The sequence below is a fragment of the Lacinutrix undariae genome (assembly GCF_052934785.1).
This window is the reverse complement of record NZ_CM128809.1, coordinates 1,347,888-1,364,357: the sequence shown is the minus strand read 5'-3', so window position 1 is coordinate 1,364,357 and position 16,470 is coordinate 1,347,888. Positions and strand designations below refer to the sequence as shown.

The window sequence follows — 16,470 nt, the reverse complement described above, 5'->3', positions numbered from 1 at the left end:
GTACTATACTCTGGAACTTTTTTTATGCGGTTTTTTTTAAAACTTTACTCTGTCCGTTCGAGCGGAGTTGAGAACTATCTTACTCTTTAAGTAAAACACAATCTTTAAACATCATTAAAAAGACAAATAGTTATTTTTTCATTTCAATAAGAATAACACCATCATATACTTTTGACGTATATTTTTTTATAGCCTCTGCATCTTTTATAACCGTAATTTTATCTATATCATTTGGATTAATTTCAGATAAACGTTCTTGCGGAAATTCCTTCCCATCTATTAAGACAAATATATTTTTATCTCCAAACACATTTTCATCAGATTCCTTCTTTGGAGCTTCTTGGGATTTTGTAGTAACTAACAAAACACCATCTTCAGCAAAATCCCCATAAATTCTAACGCCAACATCTTGCTTTAAAGCTTTTATAGATGCAACATCTTTTTTATTAAGAGTTAATGTTTCATTTTTAAGCTCATAATCATATCTATAAGGTTTCCCATCAAGTACAATTAATGGTGTTTTAGAAGAAATCTCTTTATTAGATTTTGCTTTTTTAATCTCATCAACTAAAAACTTTTGATCTGTTTTAGTGTCTCCATTTATTAAATATCTATTGGGTGCGCAACTGTTAAACATCACAGCTACAAGGGCTAATTTTAATACAAATTTCATTATCTTACTCTTTAAAAATAACAGTTGAACCTTCTTTACTCACTTTCATTTCAATAGTGCGACCTAAAATCATGGCACGATTATCTTTTTCGTGTCCAGCAGGCATTCCAAAAGCTACAGGAACATTATAATCTGCTAAAACATCTAAAATTAATTGTTCTATTGAAGTTCCCCAAGCCGTAGTATTTTTCTTCATTTTAGTCATATCGCCAATTAAAACACCAGCGCAATGCTCAAAATATCCTGCACGTTTTAAACTCTGCAACATACGATCTACATGGTATTTATACTCGCCTATTTCTTCAATAAATAAAATCTTCCCGTTAGTATCAATACTCGTATCAGATCCTAACATAGTATGTAACATCGTTAAATTTCCACCAACTAAAGGTGCCGTAACGTCCCCTACTTGATTATATGTTGAAGCCGGTAAATTATAATTTAAACCGTTGCCAAAAAGCGCTTTTCTAAAAGTAATAACCGCTTGAGAATCTAGAGCTAAATCTTTAGTTACACTCACTCCCATTATAGCGTGAATGGTTTCAAATCCTTGATTATGAAATGCGCTATGTAACGCAGTAATATCACTATAACCAATTAACCATTTCGGGTCTTTTTTAAGTCCGTCGTAATTTAATCTATCTAAAATTCTAACCGCACCATAACCACCTCTTGCGCACCAAATGGCACTAATTTTTGGGTCGTCCATAGCCAATTGCATATCTTCACAACGTTCGGCATCAGTTCCTGCAAAATGGTGATCGCCACTAAACACATGTTTACCAACTACGGTATGCAATCCCCAACTTTCTAATAAATTTACAGCCGCTTGAATTTCGCCTTTACGGTTTTTTAAAATACCCGATGGCGCTACAATAGCAACAGTATCTCCTGCTTTTAAGTACGGTGGTTGTATCAATGTTGTTGAAGTTTTAATTGAATAATCTTGAGCTGAAAGTTCTGTTTTTCCGAAGAAAATAAAGACAAACAGCACGATAAGTTGAAACGTTTTTTTACACATAACACAAAAGTACTTTTTTTAAGTCAGAAACTAATACTTTTTATGCCATCCTAAACTTGTGTTTATGCCTAAACCCACATAATTTACACGTCCTATATTTCCGTATAATTTTAAACCTATACTTCTACCAAAACTTGTAGGCTTCCCAATTGGAATTAAACCATAAAGTACACGAATACGCTCTTTTTTACGTTTAAACAATCGTATATTCACTTCAAAAGGGAAACCAATATACTGTTCCTTTGTACTTGTATTCATATTGTTATCCAATGAATTATAAACCAATTCGTTTAACGACACCCCAACCGAAGCACTAAAAGAGTATGTGTCTTTTATAAAACGTTTTCCGTAAAGTAATGAGAATTCATCTACATTAATTTTAGATTGAAATGTAGGAATTACAACCACAAACACGACATCTAATTCTTCTTGATGTAAATACCTAAATGAAAATAAATTATTGTGATGCTGAACATTTAAAACACTCCCAATTGTTGGGCCTTTGGGTTCGCCACCTGCATAACCTAAAAATCCATCTAAATAGATGATAGGATTAGAAGACTCATTTTTTACATCAACTTTTTGTTGACTAAATGCGTTTAATGAAACGACGCAGAATACCAGACTATAAAAAAATGTTTTCATACTAAAAATGAAGCTATTTGTAAATGTACATTTTTTTTCTAAATCCTTTACAAAATGCCTATTTTTGCAGCTCCATAAAGGAATTGATGATATTTATCCCCTCAAGCGCAGTTGAGTGGCTTAAAACTAAGGTCTCGACTGCGCTCGACCTATTTATTAAAACAGAACAATGAATACTCCAAAACGATATACAATTACTGCAGCATTACCTTACACTAACGGCCCAATACATATTGGTCACTTAGCTGGTGTGTACGTGCCTGCCGATATTTACGCCCGTTATTTACGTTTAACAGGACATGATGTTGCTTTTATTTGCGGAAGTGATGAACACGGTGTGCCAATTACTATTAAAGCTAAAAAAGAAGGAGTAACGCCACAAGATATAGTAGATAAATATCACGGAATTATAAAAAAATCGTTTGAAGATTTTGGAGTATCTTTTGATAATTACTCACGTACATCTGCGAAAATTCATCATGAAACAGCACAAGAATTCTTTAAAACGCTTTACGACAAAGGTGAATTTATTGAAGAAGTAACCGAGCAACTTTACGATGCAGAAGCTAATCAATTTTTAGCCGACAGATTTGTAACCGGAACTTGCCCAAAATGTGGAAATGAAGAAGCTTATGGTGATCAATGTGAGAAATGTGGAAGCAGCCTAAATGCCACTGATTTAATTAACCCTAAATCGGCAATTACAGGAAATGTACCAACATTAAAACAAACAAAACACTGGTTTTTACCTTTAGATAAACACGAAGCCTTTTTAAAAGAATGGATTTTAGAAGGTCATAAGAAAGATTGGAAACCTAACGTTTATGGTCAAGTAAAATCATGGATTGATGATGGATTACGACCAAGAGCCGTAACTAGAGATTTAGATTGGGGAATTCCTGTACCGGTAGAAGGTGCCGACGGAAAAGTACTTTACGTATGGTTTGATGCACCAATTGGATATATCTCGGCAACCAAAGAATGGGCAGAAAGAGAAGGAAAAGATTGGGAGCCATATTGGAAAGATGAAGATACTAAACTTGTTCACTTTATAGGAAAAGACAATATTGTGTTTCACTGTATTATTTTCCCTAGTATGCTAAAAGCAGAAGGATCTTACATTTTACCAGACAACGTTCCTGCAAATGAATTTTTAAATCTTGAAGGAAATAAATTATCAACTTCAAAAAACTGGGCCGTTTGGTTACCAGAATATTTAGAAGATTTCCCTAACCAACAAGATGTATTGCGTTACACATTAACTGCAAATGCTCCTGAAAGTAAGGATAACGATTTTACATGGGCAGATTTTCAAGCTAGAAATAATAACGAGTTGGTAGCTATTTTTGGTAACTTTATTAACCGTGTTGTGGTACTTACCAATAAATATTACGGCGGAATAATTCCTGAGCCATCAGAATTAACTAAAATAGATGAAGACACCTTAGCAGCCATTAAAGCTTACCCAAGTGTGATTTCAAGCTCTATTGAACGTTACCGTTTTAGAGAAGCTAGTCAAGAATTAATGAATTTAGCTCGACTTGGAAACAAATATTTAGCTGACGAAGAACCTTGGAAAGTTATTAAACTAGACGAAGCCCGTACAAAAACTATCATGTATGTCGCTTTACAAATTGCTTCGGCATTAGCAACATTATGCGAACCATTTTTACCATTTACCTCAACAAAATTAAAAGGTATTTTAAAAGACGATACTAATGGTTGGGATGACGTAAGCGAGAAAGCTGTTTTAATTTCTGCAGGACACCAAATAGGAGAAGCAGAATTATTGTTTTCTAAAATTGAAGACAAAACCGTACAAGCACAAGTTGATAAATTATTAGCCACTAAAAAAGCTAATGAAGCAGCAAATAAAGTGGTTGAACCACAAAAAGAAGAAATAACTTACGATGATTTTTCTAAATTAGATTTACGTGTAGGAACCATTATTGAAGCTGAAAAAATGCCGAAAGCTAAAAAGCTTTTAGTCTTAAAAGTAGATACTGGAATTGATGTGAGAACTATTGTATCTGGAATTGCCGAAAGTTTTTCAGCAGAAGAAGTTGTAGGTAAAAAAGTAACGGTATTAGTTAACTTGGCACCAAGAGCTTTAAGAGGGGTTGAAAGTCAAGGAATGATTTTAATGACAGAAACTGCCGATGGTAAATTGGTTTTTGTAAATCCAGATGATAACGTAAATGTTACTAATGGATTACAAATAAGCTAAAATGGTCTGCTTTTTGCAAACGATAATTTATAACCAATAAAAAACAAATTAAGGCTGCTTTTATTATATTTTCTTCGGAAAACAATACGGTTTATGGAAACAATAGCTGTAATAACTTTAGTGGATCTTACACCTTAGATAGTTTTAAAATAGAATTAGCTAAAGTTGCTACAACATTAAAAGCATGTCCGGATATGGCTACAGAAAAGCAATTAATGGCTGTTTTAGAAAAAGTAGACAACTACTCATTAAAGGGTAATAAAATGGCACCGTTAGCTATTTTTGAAGTGATGTAAAATCAACTCATAATAATATAAATAACCTTGTTGCTTTGGCTTCAAGGTTTTTTTATGTTTTTACCCTACTCTAATTCCATACATATCTGGTAGCAATTCTATAAATCCTAAAACACCATGTTTATCGGGAGTTTTTCCGGTAGCAACAGAAAACCATAACATTGGTGAATATGGCAGATTCATAGTACTCATATTTCCAAAAACCCCTTTATCAATCAGTTTTTTTAAAGCAGCCATTTGCCCTTTACTAACAAAAGTCCAATAATTTTCCTCTCGTCAGCATCCCATCCTATTAAAAGGACTTTATTTTTTTTCTTCATCTTCTTGCTTTTGATAAGATGCATTCCTTACTTTTCTCCAGGCTCTTAATCCAAGATCCCCAGCCAATAAACCTAATGATCCTTTTTCGGTAACTTCAAAAGGTATTTCATGTAATTCTTTATTCATATATGCCGCTATTAATTATATTGAAATTTAATATTCACCTAATTTTAAAAAAATAGACTTATTTTGTCCCAAAAAACAGCTTTAATGACTCAATTACTACACTTTATAACCTCTAAAACTAGATTACCAGAATCTTCAGTAAAAAGCACCATTAAATTATTGAATGAAGCCTGTACTGTACCATTTATTTCAAGGTATAGAAAAGAGGCAACTGGAAATCTTGATGAAGTACAAATTGGGGATATTGTAACCTATAAAACACTATTTGAAGCTTTAGAAAAACGAAAAATAGCGATTTTAAAAGCCTTAAAAGAACAAGAGGTTTTAACTGAAGACTTAAAACAAAAGATTGAAAACATTCAAGACATCACCACACTTGAAGATTTATATTTACCTTATAAAAAGAGTAGAAAAACTAAAGCTGAAACGGCGCGTCAAAATGGTTTAGAACCTTTGGCGAAAATTATAATGAGCCAAAAAGCAAATGATGTTACCTCAATTGCATATAAATATATAAAAGGTGATCTTAATTCTGCTGAAGAAGCGCTTGAAGGTGCACGACATATTATTGCCGAATGGATTAATGAACGTTCGGATATTAGAAATTCTATAAGACAGCAGCTAGAACGTTTTGCTATGATTTCCACGAAAGTGGTAAAATCGAAAAAAGACGATGAAAATGCTCAAAAATTTAGAGATTATTTTGAATGGGAAGAAGCATTATCTCGTATACCATCACATCGATTTTTAGCTATTTCTAGAGCCGAAAAAGAAGGTTTTATTCGTGTAAAAATTACTATTGATAATGAACGCGCATTATCTAAAATTGAAAACCGCATTATCCGTTCGCAAAATGCATGTGCTAGTCAAATAGAATTAGCGATTGCCGATGCTTATAAACGTTTATTATTTCCGTCGTTAGCCAACGAAATTTCTCAAATCACCAAAGACAAAGCCGATACTAATGCGATTGGTGTATTTGCAAAAAACCTAAAACAATTATTATTAGGTTCGCCGCTTGGTGAAAAACGTGTTTTAGCTATTGATCCCGGATTTAGAACTGGTTGTAAAGTGGTGTGTTTGGACGCGCAAGGGCAATTAACTCATAATGAAACCATATATCCGCACGCTCCAAAAAATGATAGTATTGGCGCAATGAAAAAAATAAATTCGCTTACTGAAGCTTATAAAATTGAAGCGATTGCCATTGGAAACGGAACAGCATCACGAGAAACTGAAGCTTTAATTCGAAAAATTCAGTTTAAAAATGATGTTCAAGTATTTGTAGTTAGTGAAGCTGGAGCGAGTATTTATTCGGCATCAAAAATTGCAAGAGATGAATTTCCTGATTATGATGTTACTGTAAGAGGTTCGGTTTCTATTGGGCGACGTTTACAAGATCCGCTAGCCGAATTGGTAAAAATAGATGCTAAATCTATTGGTGTTGGGCAATACCAACATGATGTAGACCAAAGCAAACTTAAAAATGAACTTGATAAAGTGGTTGAAAGTTGCGTAAATGCCGTTGGTGTAAACTTAAATACAGCGAGTAAAAGTTTATTGAGTTATGTGTCTGGAATTGGAGAAAAACTAGCAGAAAACATTGTAGATTACAGAGATAAAAACGGTGCCTTTTCGTCTAGAAATGCGTTAAAAAAAGTACCGCGTTTGGGCGATAAGGCTTTTGAGCAAGGATCGGCTTTTTTACGTATAAAATCTCCTAAAAACCCGCTTGATGATTCGGCAGTTCATCCAGAAAGTTATACGATTGTAAAAGCAATTGCAAAAAATGAAGGTAAAACTATTGGTGAACTTATTGGAAATTCTGAAATATTACAAAAGATAAAACTACAGCAATATTGCACCGATTTGGTAGGTTTGCCAACACTTAAAGATATTATTAATGAGCTTGAAAAACCAGGATTAGATATTAGAGCACAGGCAAAAGTGTTTACTTTTAATCAGAATTTAAAAACGATTAATGATGTTCATGAAGGTCAATTATTACCCGGAATTGTAAATAATGTAACCAATTTTGGAGCTTTTGTAGATATTGGAATTAAAGAAAGTGGCTTAATTCATGTGTCTAATTTATCGGATAGTTTTGTAAGCGATGTTAGTGCACACGTAAGTCTTCACCAACAAGTGATTGTAAAAGTTTTGGAGGTTGATGTTCCGCGAAAGCGTATTCAACTTAAACTTGAAAAATAGTTTAATTTAATTCTGTTTCAAAAGCTACACGAGATTCACTTCCGTAAATACCGTCAACAGTAATACTTTTGGCGGTTTGAAAAGCTTTAAGTGCTGCTTCGGTTTTGGGACCAAAAATGCCATCGGTAATTCCTACAAGGTAATTTAATTTTATTAAAATTTTCTGAAGCCGTTTTACGTTGTCATTACTATCACCTTGACGCAAATAACCGGTTGGAATCACGTAAGAAATTAAAATGTTATCGGTAAGACTTCTAAATTCTAAAATACGATCTAAAGGAAATGTTTTAATATTTACCTCATCATCTTGGTTACCGCCAATGCAATAAATGGATTTTCCACTTTTAGTAAATCCCATAAAAAAACCAACGTGACCAAATGCACTATCTCTGTCACCACGCCAAAACACTACAATATCTCCTGGTTGTGGCCATTGTGTTTTATGCCCGATTTTTAACCAACTTTTAGCCATAGCACTATTTGACATTTCCAAATTAGCTTGTTGTACCACCCAATTAGCAAAAATACTACACCAAGCCACTTCATCGGTACCAAAATTAAGCCCTGTCATTTGTTGGTATTCTAAAATACGTGTATTGTGTTCAGCCCCATGAATTTCTTTTTGTCCTAATTCACCTAAAGCAATTTTTAAAATTTGACCTAGCATATCTATAAGAGTTTTAAAAGTTATAAATGCTACTTAATCAACTAATAAAGAGACATTAAAGATATAAAATATAAATACCAATTAATAATATTACTCTATTTATTTAAAAACACTCTATGATGTAATAACGAATTTAATAGTATTTTTTTTGTTAAAAAATGAATATTAACATTTGATTATCATTACATTCGCTACAATAATTTTTTTTTAAATATGACTTTAAACGCCTCAAATCCATTCTTAAAATTATGTGCTTTTATAAGCCTTTTTTTAATACTATTTTCAACTGGATATGCGCAAAATGATAGTCTATCTTCACTATTTAACACGTATGCAAAAGCGCCACGAGAATTGGCTTATGTACATCTTAACAAATCGGTTTTTATAAAAGGTGAAGTCGTTGGTTTTAATGCTTATGTTTTAGACAAACACAGTAAACAACTCTCTTCTGTAACCACAAATTTATATTGCGAAATTACAGACGAACACCAAAAAATTGTAAAAAGTAAATTGATAAAAGTACTTGGCGGTGTTGGTGCTGGAGATTTTTTTATAGACAGCCTTTTTACATCAGGAAAATACACTTTTAAAGCTTACACCAACTGGATGCGCAATTTTGATGAGCAAAATTATTATGCACAACAAATAAAAGTGATTGATTTAGATAAAGACACACAAATTAGCTCTAAAAACATTACCAATACTGTTGCTGTACAATTTTTACCAGAAGGCGGTCATTTAATTTCTGGTGCCGAAAACACTATTGGAATTATCGCTAAAGATAGTTTAGGCTTTGGAGTGGCTATTGAAGGTCATATTACTGATCGTGCCAATAATATATTAACCAATTTTAAAACAAATACGTTTGGGATTGGAAAATTTTTACTCACACCGCTTAATAACACCACATATATTGCGCATACAACTGTAAATAAAAAAGCACAAGAATTTGTAATCCCTCCAACGGAAAGTACCGGGATTAACCTCTCATTAACCGATTTAGGATCTAAAGTTGCGATTATGTTCAGAACAAATACTGAAACGCTTCCCAAAATAAAAAACGAGACCTACACACTAAGTTTTCATGATGGAAAATCTTTAAAAACTACCACGGTTAAATTTGATGAAACACCTACAGTTACAAAGTTGATTAGTTATAAAGATTTAACTACTGGAGTAAATGTTTTTACGCTTTTTGATGCACAAAATAATCCTTTATTAGAACGTTTATTTTTTAAATATGAAGGTTTAAAAATTGTAGAGTCCGAAATGGCGTTAACAAAAAATAACATGGATTCTATACAAATAAGCTTGCCAATAAAAGACATTGATACCGCAAAGGTTAATCATTTTAGCATCTCCGTATTGCCTGCAACAACAAAAGCTTACCATCCGCATCATAATATTATTTCGTACAGTTATTTACAACCTTACGTAAACGGAAATATTGAAAATGCGGCGTATTATTTTAAGGCTATAAATAGAAAGAAAAAATACGAATTAGATAACTTACTATTAACTCAAGGTTGGAGTAGTTATGATTGGCATACTATTTTTAAATATCCGCCAAAACTACTTTATGATTTTGAAATAGGTATTAAAATAAACGCCAATGCCAACCGTAAAAAAACGGGACAATATTTAATATTTCCTACAAAATACAGCACATCAACAGTGATTGCTTTAGATAAAGACGAAACAAAATTTGATCGTAGTGAATTTTTCTTTTTTGATGATGAAACCTTAAAAATTGGCGAACTATCAAAAAAAGGGAAAGTAGAAGTTCCGGGATTATACGTCCAGTTTTCACCTTCATCAATTCCGGGATTCACCCTAAAACAAAACCCTTTACCAATAAAAGGTGATGTTTTTATGGATTATTCCAATGTAGAATTTAAACCTTCTTGGAATAAAAATGAAACTTTAGATGAAGTTATAATTACTGCTAACAAACAAGTTACAAAACTTGAAAAACTTAAAGGTGTTGCACCAGGAAACGTTACTATATTTGATGATGATAAACGAAATCAATATTTAGATTTTGCGTCATTTATACAATCACAAGGTTATAGTGTGGTGCAGTTTGAAGGACAGCTCTCTATCTTACCAAAACGTAGCAATTCAATACAAGCACCAAAAACGCCACCACAAATATATTTGGATGATATGTTAATTTCAGATCTTACCTATTTATACAATTATCGTATGGATATTGTAGATTATGTATCAATTGATAAAACAGGATTTGGAATGGGAGTACGAGGAAGTAGCGGAGTGATTAAAATTTACACCGATCCTTTAATAAACACCTTTAAAAGGTACGGAAAAGCTTTTGAAACCTACAAAATACCTGTCACTTTCACCATTAATAAAAAGTTTTATGCACCAATTTATAGTGGGTTTCATACAGATTTTTATAAAGAGTATGGAGTTATTGATTGGTTTCCAAATCTTACACCAAACGCACAAGGTATTATTAATTTTTCCATCTATAATACTAATGCTAAAAGTGTGACATTATTTATTGAAGGAATTGTGAATGATAGTAGTTTTATTTCGGAAGAAAAAGTAATTTCACAGCTTTAAAATTCATGTTTATTTTATCTCGTTTTTTATATGAAAAAAGCAAGAATAGCACTCGCTGTTGGTATTATTTGTATCTCTATTTTTCCTGTTTTAGTTAAGCTAAACTTAACCCCAGGAGTTATTTCGGCATTTTACAGAATGGCCTTTTCTTTTGTACTACTTCTCCCCTATGTTTTACTTAAGAAACAATTAAAAATACATGATTTAAAAACTTTTGCTTTAGCCGCTTTATGCGGAATTATATTTGGGACAGATGTTGCTGTTTGGAACATTGCTATACAAGAATCTACCGCAACACAAGCCTCACTTTTAACTAATTTATCACCCGTTTGGGTAGGTGTGCTTGCTTTATTTTTCTTAAAAAATAAACCTAAATTTAATTTTTGGATTGGTACAGTTGTCGCTGTATTTGGTATGATGCTACTTGTTGGTTTTACCGTTTTTAAAACCTTAGATTTTGATTTAGCATTTAGTTTTGGTATACTATCGGGTATATTATACGCCTTTTATATGCTAATTAGTAAACTTGTACTACGCACAATGAACGTACTTAGTTTTATGACCATAAGCTTAGGAGCATCTAGTATACATTTAGGAATTTTAAGCTACAACTTAAACGAGCCTTTTTGGGGATTTTCAACAACTGGATGGTTGGTACTCATCTTTCAAGCCTTATTTTGTCAGCTTTTAGCATGGATTTTAATAAGTTATGCCACACAACATATGCGTGCCACTAGAGTATCTGTAAGTTTATTAGCACAAGGAATTTTGGCATCACTATTAGCGTGGATTTTCTTAGATGAAACCATTTCAATACAAATGGCAATTGGAGGTTTTGTTTTACTCTTTGGAATACGAATTACGTTTTATGAGAAATCACTATTTAAAATTTTAAAAAGCTAATAAAAACACCTAATTACTATTTATAATTTAGAAATATTCTATTAAAACAATCGCAATAAAATCTGTAACTTTACATAAAAAGAGAACTATGTTATCAAAGAAAATAGAAGAAGCATTAAATAATCAAATACGTATTGAGGCCGAATCGTCTCAAATATATTTAGCAATGGCTTGTTGGGCTGAAGTAAAAGGACTAGAAGGTGTTGCTGGTTTTATGTACAGTCAATCTGATGAAGAACGCGATCATATGCTAAAACTAATAAAGTTTGTAAACGAACGTGGTGGACATGCACAAATTTCTGAATTAAAAGCGCCAAATATAACGTTTGAATCATTTAAAGAAATGTTTGAAAAACTGTTTGATCATGAAGTTTTTGTTTCTGAAAGTATTAACGAATTAGTACACATTAGCTTACAAGAAAAAGATTATGCAACACATAATTTCTTACAATGGTATGTTTCTGAACAGATTGAAGAAGAAGCCGTGGCGCGTAATATCTTAGATAAAATTAACCTTATCGGAAATGATAAAGGAGGATTATATTTATTTGATAGAGACATCATGCAATTAAATGTCACTACAGCTTCGGCTGAAAACCTACAATAATTTAACATTAAATCTTATTTAGATTTAATAAAAATAGTTTATTTTTGCCTCGCAATCTACAAGTTATAGTATTTTGGGCAAGAAGAAAAAAGAAAAGAAACAACAGAAAAAGGATTTAAAATCCTTACACGAAGCAGGAGTGATTAATGCCAATAAGGTAAAAAGCAAATGCTGCAAAAAATATAAAAAGAGTGAAAACAAACGCTGTGGTAAATGCCCGTGCTTTGATTTACTTCAAGAAGTTGCATAAAAAAAGCCTCGTAATTACGAGGCTTTTTTTATACGCATAACTATTTGGTAAGCAATAACAACTCATTACAAACCACTTCAGTATTATAACGTTTTGCACCTGTTTTATCTGTCCATGATCTGCTTACTAACTTTCCTTCAACAGCTATTTCTTTGCCTTTAGTAACATACTCTTCAACCACTTTTACCAAACCGCCAGTAATAGAAACATTATGCCAATAGGTACGTTCTACTTTTTCGCCATTTTTATCTTTATAACTATCATCAATTGCTAAAGAGAATTTAGCCATTTTGTTACCATCTTCAAAATTAATAATTTCAGGATCCTGTCCTAATCTACCAATTAACTGTACTTTGTTTTTAAGTGAATTCATAATATAAAAAATTTAAACGTTAAACTATGTATGGATTGTGAGCTTACAATCGCAACACTGCAAAGATGTAACGGGATGCAAATATTAATCGGTAGTTACCTATTTAAATTCGTTTGTAAATGCTTGTAGTCGTTTGTTATCGTATAAATTCGCTTTATAAATGGTTACCTTTACCCTAATTATGAAAAAAATTATCAGCTATATTTATCCGGTTACAAAAAAAATCCCATCCAAATACAGTGGTGATTTGGAAATTACGTGGTATAACGGAAAAAAACATCTCAATACTAAAAATGCCAATTATTCGTATGGTGCATTACAGCGGATTTTAAAATATAGCTTAGAAAGAATAAATCTTAAAAACACGCGATCTATATTAGTTTTAGGCTTAGGTGGTGGAAGTGTGATTGAAACATTACGGAATGATTTTAACTACAAAAATCATATTACAGCAGTTGATATTGATCCAGAAATTATAAAAATTGCTAAAGATGAATTTGAACTCACAGCATCAAAAAACTTAAATATCGTATGCGATGATGCACTTAATTTTGTAGCTCAAAACAAAGAGAAATACGACCTTATAATTATCGATTTATTTATTGATATTGTAGTACCAGCACCTTTTTTAGAACTTAATTTTTGGGCAAACGTTTTAAACTTAAGATCTAGTAGCGCAACCATCATTTTTAACGCTTCATTAGAGTCGTCTATAAGTCATAAACTAAAAAACATTATTAGCTACCTTAAATCTCATGTATATGAAGTTGTGGTACACGATAAAGTAAATAACACCAATACAATTGTAATTGCAAAATCACTTTAACAGTACAAAACTATAAAGTAGCATCTTGTAATCCCCAAGCGTCTAATTGTCGTAAAATTGATTCTAGGGACGCGCCTCTTTCGCTCAATTTATACTCTACTTTTGGTGGCACTACCGGAAAAACCTTACGGATAACTAGTCCGTCTTTTTCTAGTTCTCTAATGGTTTGTGTAAACATCTTATTTGAAATACCTATAATCTGTTTTTGCAACACCCCAGAACGTTGGCTACCGTGTAATAAATGAAATAAAATTAAAGGTTTCCATTTTGTACCTATCAAATTCATGGTGTAATTAAGTGGGCAGGATATTTCTTTCTTCAAAATTAAAATTTTAAATAACTATAAATTAGCATTTTACTCGTTTAGGTAACTATACCACTTTTTAGTAAGTTATTGTCTTAATGACAAATATAAATTAATTTTGCAGTCTAAATTATATATTATGTCAGCAGATAAAAATTATCCAAAATCATTTTCACATATTGGAATTACAGTTCCAGATATTAAAGCAGCCGTAAAATTCTATTCAGAAGTGATGGGATGGTATGTAATTATGGAACCAGCAGTCATTAAAAAAGAAAAAGATACTGCCATTGGGCAAATGTGTATTGATGTTTTTGGTGACGATTGGGAAGAGTTTGAAATTGCGCATTTAGCAACATCAGATGGTATTGGAATTGAGCTGTTTTCCTTTCCTCATGGCGTTAAAGAAGCTCCCGAATTTAATCCTTTCAATACAGGATTATTTCATTTTTGCGTGCAAGACCCAAATATTGAAGATCTTATAGAAAAAATATTAAAATACGGTGGAAAACAAAGAATGCCAATTAGAGAATATTACCCAGAAGACAAGCCATTTAAAATGTGTTATGTAGAAGATCCTTTTGGAATTGTGTTTGAAATTTACACCCATAGTTACGAATTAACCTACTCATCTGGAGCTTACACAAAATAAAACGATAATAATTTCCCTGTAAAGTAAATCCCATTTACAAAACGCTTTTTAGGTTTTGGAATGGGATTTTTTTATACCTTTAAAAACAGATAATTAATTCAATTTAAAATGACCGAAAAACTAAAAACCATTAAAATAATTCACCTTTTTCTTTGTGCAGGTATAATTGCTATCTACGTTTTAATGGGAAATCTTATACACCCCGAAACCTTAAAAATGCCTGTTATAAATAGCGCATCAATGGTGTATTTAGCATTACCAATTCTTGCTTTTTTAATAGGGAATTTTCTGTATAAATCGCAAATAAAAAAAGTAACTCGCGAGTCTTCTCTCGACGTAAAATTTATGATGTACCAAACCGCATCAATTATGCGTTGGTCAATTATTGAAGGTTTAACATTAGTACTATTATTTTTACAGCCAGATTTTATAGCCTTCGGACTTTTAATGATTATGTATTTGTTATTTTTAAGACCATCGGAAGACCAGTTTAAAAGAGATTTTGATAACACACATTTGTAGGATTTCTTCACCTTAAAAACGGTGCGCTTATTCAATATTAACCCTATTTTTACATCATGAAAAAACAGATTGCTATTATAGGTGGCGGACCATCGGCGTTTTTATTAGCCGCTTTTTTAGATACTGAAAAATTTGATATTACCATATATGAGAAGAATAAAACCGCTGGTAGAAAGTTTTTAGTTGCAGGAAAAGGGGGGTTTAATCTTACACATTCAGAACCTATTTTACAGTTAATTGAACGCTATACACCTTCTGTTTTTTTAAAGAATGCTTTATTAGATTTCAGTAATACTGATTTCAGAAATTGGTTGTCTAAAATTGGGATTACAACTTACGTAGGAAGTAGTAAACGCGTATATCCTGAAGTAGGAATTAAACCTATTGAAGTGCTAAACACCATACTAAAACATCTTAAAAACAGAGGAATTACTATAAAATATGAACATACATTTTTAGGTTGGAATACTCATAATTCACCTATAATAAACAACACCGCAATTACTACAGATTACTCCGTATTTGCTTTAGGTGGAGGCAGTTGGAAAGTTACAGGATCTGACGGAAGTTGGATTGATACGTTTTCAGAAAAAAATAGTGTTACACAACCCTTTAAAGCTTCAAATTGTGCTTTTAAAATAAATTGGTCTTCAAACTTCATTAAGAAACACGAAGGAAAACCTCTAAAAAATATTGCTATCGCTTGCGCGGAAAAAACTCAAAAAGGTGAAGCCGTTATTACCACATTTGGCTTAGAAGGAAATGCCATTTACGCTTTGAGTCCGCAGATAAGAACAGAATTAGCAGCGAACCAAAAAGCAATAGTTTTAATAGATTTTAAACCTACATTAACGCTACAAAATGTGCTTTCTAAAATAATAACCTCTAATTATAGAAGTACGACAGATATCTTAAAAAAAGATCTTAAACTTAGCGCTTCACAAATTGATTTATTAAAAACATACCTTTCTAAAACAGACTATTTAACTGCCGAAACACTCGCTAAAAACATTAAAAAATTTCCACTAATTATAGAAAATACTTCAGAAATTGATGAAGCGATTTCAACCGTTGGAGGAATTGATTTAGAGGCGGTTTCTAAAAACTTCGAACTCCAAAATCTTCCTAATCAATTTTGTATTGGCGAAATGCTAGACTGGGACGCGCCTACTGGCGGATATCTCTTACAAGCTTGTGCAAGTACTGGTGTATATTTGGCAAGATATTTAAATAAAACAGTCATTTCATAAAACAAAACCT

18 protein-coding genes and 1 pseudogene are annotated in these 16,470 nt (G+C 32.2%); 11 read left to right on the top strand and 8 right to left on the bottom strand.

Features of this window, described 5'->3' with window-relative positions; translation table 11 throughout:
• Positions 1–130: 130 nt before the first annotated feature.
• From ACU4C5_RS06155 to ACU4C5_RS06145, 3 genes are read right to left on the bottom strand one after another with little or no spacing between them, the layout of a single operon-like run.
• The gene (locus ACU4C5_RS06155) at positions 131–673 is read right to left on the bottom strand and encodes a hypothetical protein (protein ID WP_446846181.1); all 543 of its coding nucleotides are present in this window, start codon (positions 671–673) and stop codon (positions 131–133) included.
• A gap of 4 nt (positions 674–677) precedes the next feature.
• Positions 678–1,694: a S66 peptidase family protein gene (locus ACU4C5_RS06150; RefSeq protein ID WP_446846180.1), complete on the bottom strand. Its 1,017-nt coding sequence runs from the start codon at positions 1,692–1,694 to the stop codon at positions 678–680.
• Positions 1,695–1,724: 30 nt separating this feature from the next.
• Complete coding sequence (locus ACU4C5_RS06145) at positions 1,725–2,339, bottom strand: hypothetical protein (RefSeq protein ID WP_446846179.1); 615 nt, start codon at positions 2,337–2,339, stop codon at positions 1,725–1,727.
• Between the two features lie 169 nt (positions 2,340–2,508).
• Here ACU4C5_RS06145 and metG point away from each other — a divergent pair, with 169 nt between their 5' ends.
• Entirely contained in the window at positions 2,509–4,566 is a 2,058-nt protein-coding gene (metG, locus tag ACU4C5_RS06140; protein ID WP_446846178.1) for a methionine--tRNA ligase, read from the top strand.
• Positions 4,567–4,595: 29 nt separating this feature from the next.
• Positions 4,596–4,862 carry an META domain-containing protein gene (locus ACU4C5_RS06135; RefSeq protein WP_446846434.1) on the top strand — a complete coding sequence of 89 codons (267 nt, stop codon included), beginning with the start codon at positions 4,596–4,598 and terminating at the stop codon, positions 4,860–4,862.
• Positions 4,863–4,922: 60 nt separating this feature from the next.
• Here the strand turns inward: ACU4C5_RS06135 and ACU4C5_RS06130 are convergent.
• A pseudogene (locus ACU4C5_RS06130) lies at positions 4,923–5,111 on the bottom strand (alkaline phosphatase family protein); the annotation flags it as partial.
• Between the two features lie 54 nt (positions 5,112–5,165).
• On the bottom strand, positions 5,166–5,309 hold the full coding sequence (locus ACU4C5_RS06125; RefSeq protein ID WP_446846177.1) for a hypothetical protein: 144 nt from the start codon (positions 5,307–5,309) through the stop codon (positions 5,166–5,168).
• An 84-nt stretch (positions 5,310–5,393) separates the two neighbouring features.
• On the opposite strand from ACU4C5_RS06125, the gene ACU4C5_RS06120 reads away from it, so the two are divergent.
• Entirely contained in the window at positions 5,394–7,520 is a 2,127-nt protein-coding gene (locus ACU4C5_RS06120) for a Tex family protein (protein ID WP_446846175.1), read from the top strand.
• Between the two features lies 1 nt (position 7,521).
• On the opposite strand, the gene ACU4C5_RS06115 is transcribed toward ACU4C5_RS06120, so the two are convergent.
• Positions 7,522–8,187, bottom strand: coding sequence for a C40 family peptidase (locus tag ACU4C5_RS06115; RefSeq protein ID WP_446846174.1), 666 nt, complete (start codon positions 8,185–8,187; stop codon positions 7,522–7,524).
• A 213-nt stretch (positions 8,188–8,400) separates the two neighbouring features.
• On the opposite strand from ACU4C5_RS06115, the gene ACU4C5_RS06110 reads away from it, so the two are divergent.
• From ACU4C5_RS06110 to ACU4C5_RS06095, 4 genes are all read left to right on the top strand, one after another.
• Complete coding sequence (locus ACU4C5_RS06110) at positions 8,401–10,773, top strand: hypothetical protein (protein WP_446846173.1); 2,373 nt, start codon at positions 8,401–8,403, stop codon at positions 10,771–10,773.
• 30 nt (positions 10,774–10,803) lie between these two features.
• Positions 10,804–11,676: a DMT family transporter gene (locus tag ACU4C5_RS06105; protein WP_446846171.1), complete on the top strand. Its 873-nt coding sequence runs from the start codon at positions 10,804–10,806 to the stop codon at positions 11,674–11,676.
• 88 nt (positions 11,677–11,764) lie between these two features.
• Positions 11,765–12,283 (top strand): ferritin, encoded by a 519-nt coding sequence (locus ACU4C5_RS06100; RefSeq protein ID WP_446846170.1) that lies wholly within the window; start codon positions 11,765–11,767, stop codon positions 12,281–12,283.
• A gap of 73 nt (positions 12,284–12,356) precedes the next feature.
• A complete protein-coding gene (locus ACU4C5_RS06095; RefSeq protein WP_446846169.1) occupies positions 12,357–12,533 on the top strand; it encodes a hypothetical protein in 177 nt (58 codons plus the stop codon).
• Positions 12,534–12,573: 40 nt separating this feature from the next.
• Here the strand turns inward: ACU4C5_RS06095 and ACU4C5_RS06090 are convergent, their stop codons facing one another.
• Positions 12,574–12,906 carry a single-stranded DNA-binding protein gene (locus ACU4C5_RS06090; RefSeq protein ID WP_446846168.1) on the bottom strand — a complete coding sequence of 111 codons (333 nt, stop codon included), beginning with the start codon at positions 12,904–12,906 and terminating at the stop codon, positions 12,574–12,576.
• Between the two features lie 181 nt (positions 12,907–13,087).
• Here ACU4C5_RS06090 and ACU4C5_RS06085 point away from each other — a divergent pair, with 181 nt between their 5' ends.
• Positions 13,088–13,732 (top strand): spermidine synthase, encoded by a 645-nt coding sequence (locus tag ACU4C5_RS06085; RefSeq protein WP_446846167.1) that lies wholly within the window; start codon positions 13,088–13,090, stop codon positions 13,730–13,732.
• A 10-nt stretch (positions 13,733–13,742) separates the two neighbouring features.
• Here the strand turns inward: ACU4C5_RS06085 and ACU4C5_RS06080 are convergent, their stop codons facing one another.
• Positions 13,743–14,018, bottom strand: a complete 276-nt coding sequence (locus tag ACU4C5_RS06080; RefSeq protein ID WP_446846433.1) for a winged helix-turn-helix transcriptional regulator — start codon at positions 14,016–14,018, stop codon at positions 13,743–13,745.
• A gap of 157 nt (positions 14,019–14,175) precedes the next feature.
• Between ACU4C5_RS06080 and ACU4C5_RS06075 the strand changes: the two genes are divergently transcribed.
• From ACU4C5_RS06075 to ACU4C5_RS06065, 3 genes are all read left to right on the top strand, one after another.
• Complete coding sequence (locus ACU4C5_RS06075; protein WP_446846166.1) at positions 14,176–14,688, top strand: VOC family protein; 513 nt, start codon at positions 14,176–14,178, stop codon at positions 14,686–14,688.
• A gap of 108 nt (positions 14,689–14,796) precedes the next feature.
• On the top strand, positions 14,797–15,210 hold the full coding sequence (locus ACU4C5_RS06070) for an MFS transporter (protein ID WP_446846165.1): 414 nt from the start codon (positions 14,797–14,799) through the stop codon (positions 15,208–15,210).
• A gap of 56 nt (positions 15,211–15,266) precedes the next feature.
• Positions 15,267–16,460, top strand: a complete 1,194-nt coding sequence (locus tag ACU4C5_RS06065) for a BaiN/RdsA family NAD(P)/FAD-dependent oxidoreductase (protein WP_446846164.1) — start codon at positions 15,267–15,269, stop codon at positions 16,458–16,460.
• The last annotated feature ends 10 nt before the right edge of the window (positions 16,461–16,470 follow it).

What these genes read in the sequence shown, in the direction of transcription:
- ACU4C5_RS06150 (WP_446846180.1), bottom strand. Translation starts at nt 1,694, where the DNA reads ATGTGTAAAAAAACGTTTCAACTTATCGTGCTGTTTGTCTTTATTTTC.
- ACU4C5_RS06090 (WP_446846168.1), bottom strand. Translation starts at nt 12,906, where the DNA reads ATGAATTCACTTAAAAACAAAGTACAGTTAATTGGTAGATTAGGACAG.
- ACU4C5_RS06100 (WP_446846170.1), top strand. Translation starts at nt 11,765, where the DNA reads ATGTTATCAAAGAAAATAGAAGAAGCATTAAATAATCAAATACGTATT.
- ACU4C5_RS06085 (WP_446846167.1), top strand. Translation starts at nt 13,088, where the DNA reads ATGAAAAAAATTATCAGCTATATTTATCCGGTTACAAAAAAAATCCCA.
- metG (WP_446846178.1), top strand. Translation starts at nt 2,509, where the DNA reads ATGAATACTCCAAAACGATATACAATTACTGCAGCATTACCTTACACT.
- ACU4C5_RS06065 (WP_446846164.1), top strand. Translation starts at nt 15,267, where the DNA reads ATGAAAAAACAGATTGCTATTATAGGTGGCGGACCATCGGCGTTTTTA.
- ACU4C5_RS06110 (WP_446846173.1), top strand. Translation starts at nt 8,401, where the DNA reads ATGACTTTAAACGCCTCAAATCCATTCTTAAAATTATGTGCTTTTATA.
- ACU4C5_RS06080 (WP_446846433.1), bottom strand. Translation starts at nt 14,018, where the DNA reads ATGAATTTGATAGGTACAAAATGGAAACCTTTAATTTTATTTCATTTA.
- ACU4C5_RS06075 (WP_446846166.1), top strand. Translation starts at nt 14,176, where the DNA reads ATGTCAGCAGATAAAAATTATCCAAAATCATTTTCACATATTGGAATT.
- ACU4C5_RS06125 (WP_446846177.1), bottom strand. Translation starts at nt 5,309, where the DNA reads ATGAATAAAGAATTACATGAAATACCTTTTGAAGTTACCGAAAAAGGA.
- ACU4C5_RS06145 (WP_446846179.1), bottom strand. Translation starts at nt 2,339, where the DNA reads ATGAAAACATTTTTTTATAGTCTGGTATTCTGCGTCGTTTCATTAAAC.
- ACU4C5_RS06105 (WP_446846171.1), top strand. Translation starts at nt 10,804, where the DNA reads ATGAAAAAAGCAAGAATAGCACTCGCTGTTGGTATTATTTGTATCTCT.
- ACU4C5_RS06155 (WP_446846181.1), bottom strand. Translation starts at nt 673, where the DNA reads ATGAAATTTGTATTAAAATTAGCCCTTGTAGCTGTGATGTTTAACAGT.
- ACU4C5_RS06070 (WP_446846165.1), top strand. Translation starts at nt 14,797, where the DNA reads ATGACCGAAAAACTAAAAACCATTAAAATAATTCACCTTTTTCTTTGT.
- ACU4C5_RS06115 (WP_446846174.1), bottom strand. Translation starts at nt 8,187, where the DNA reads ATGCTAGGTCAAATTTTAAAAATTGCTTTAGGTGAATTAGGACAAAAA.
- ACU4C5_RS06120 (WP_446846175.1), top strand. Translation starts at nt 5,394, where the DNA reads ATGACTCAATTACTACACTTTATAACCTCTAAAACTAGATTACCAGAA.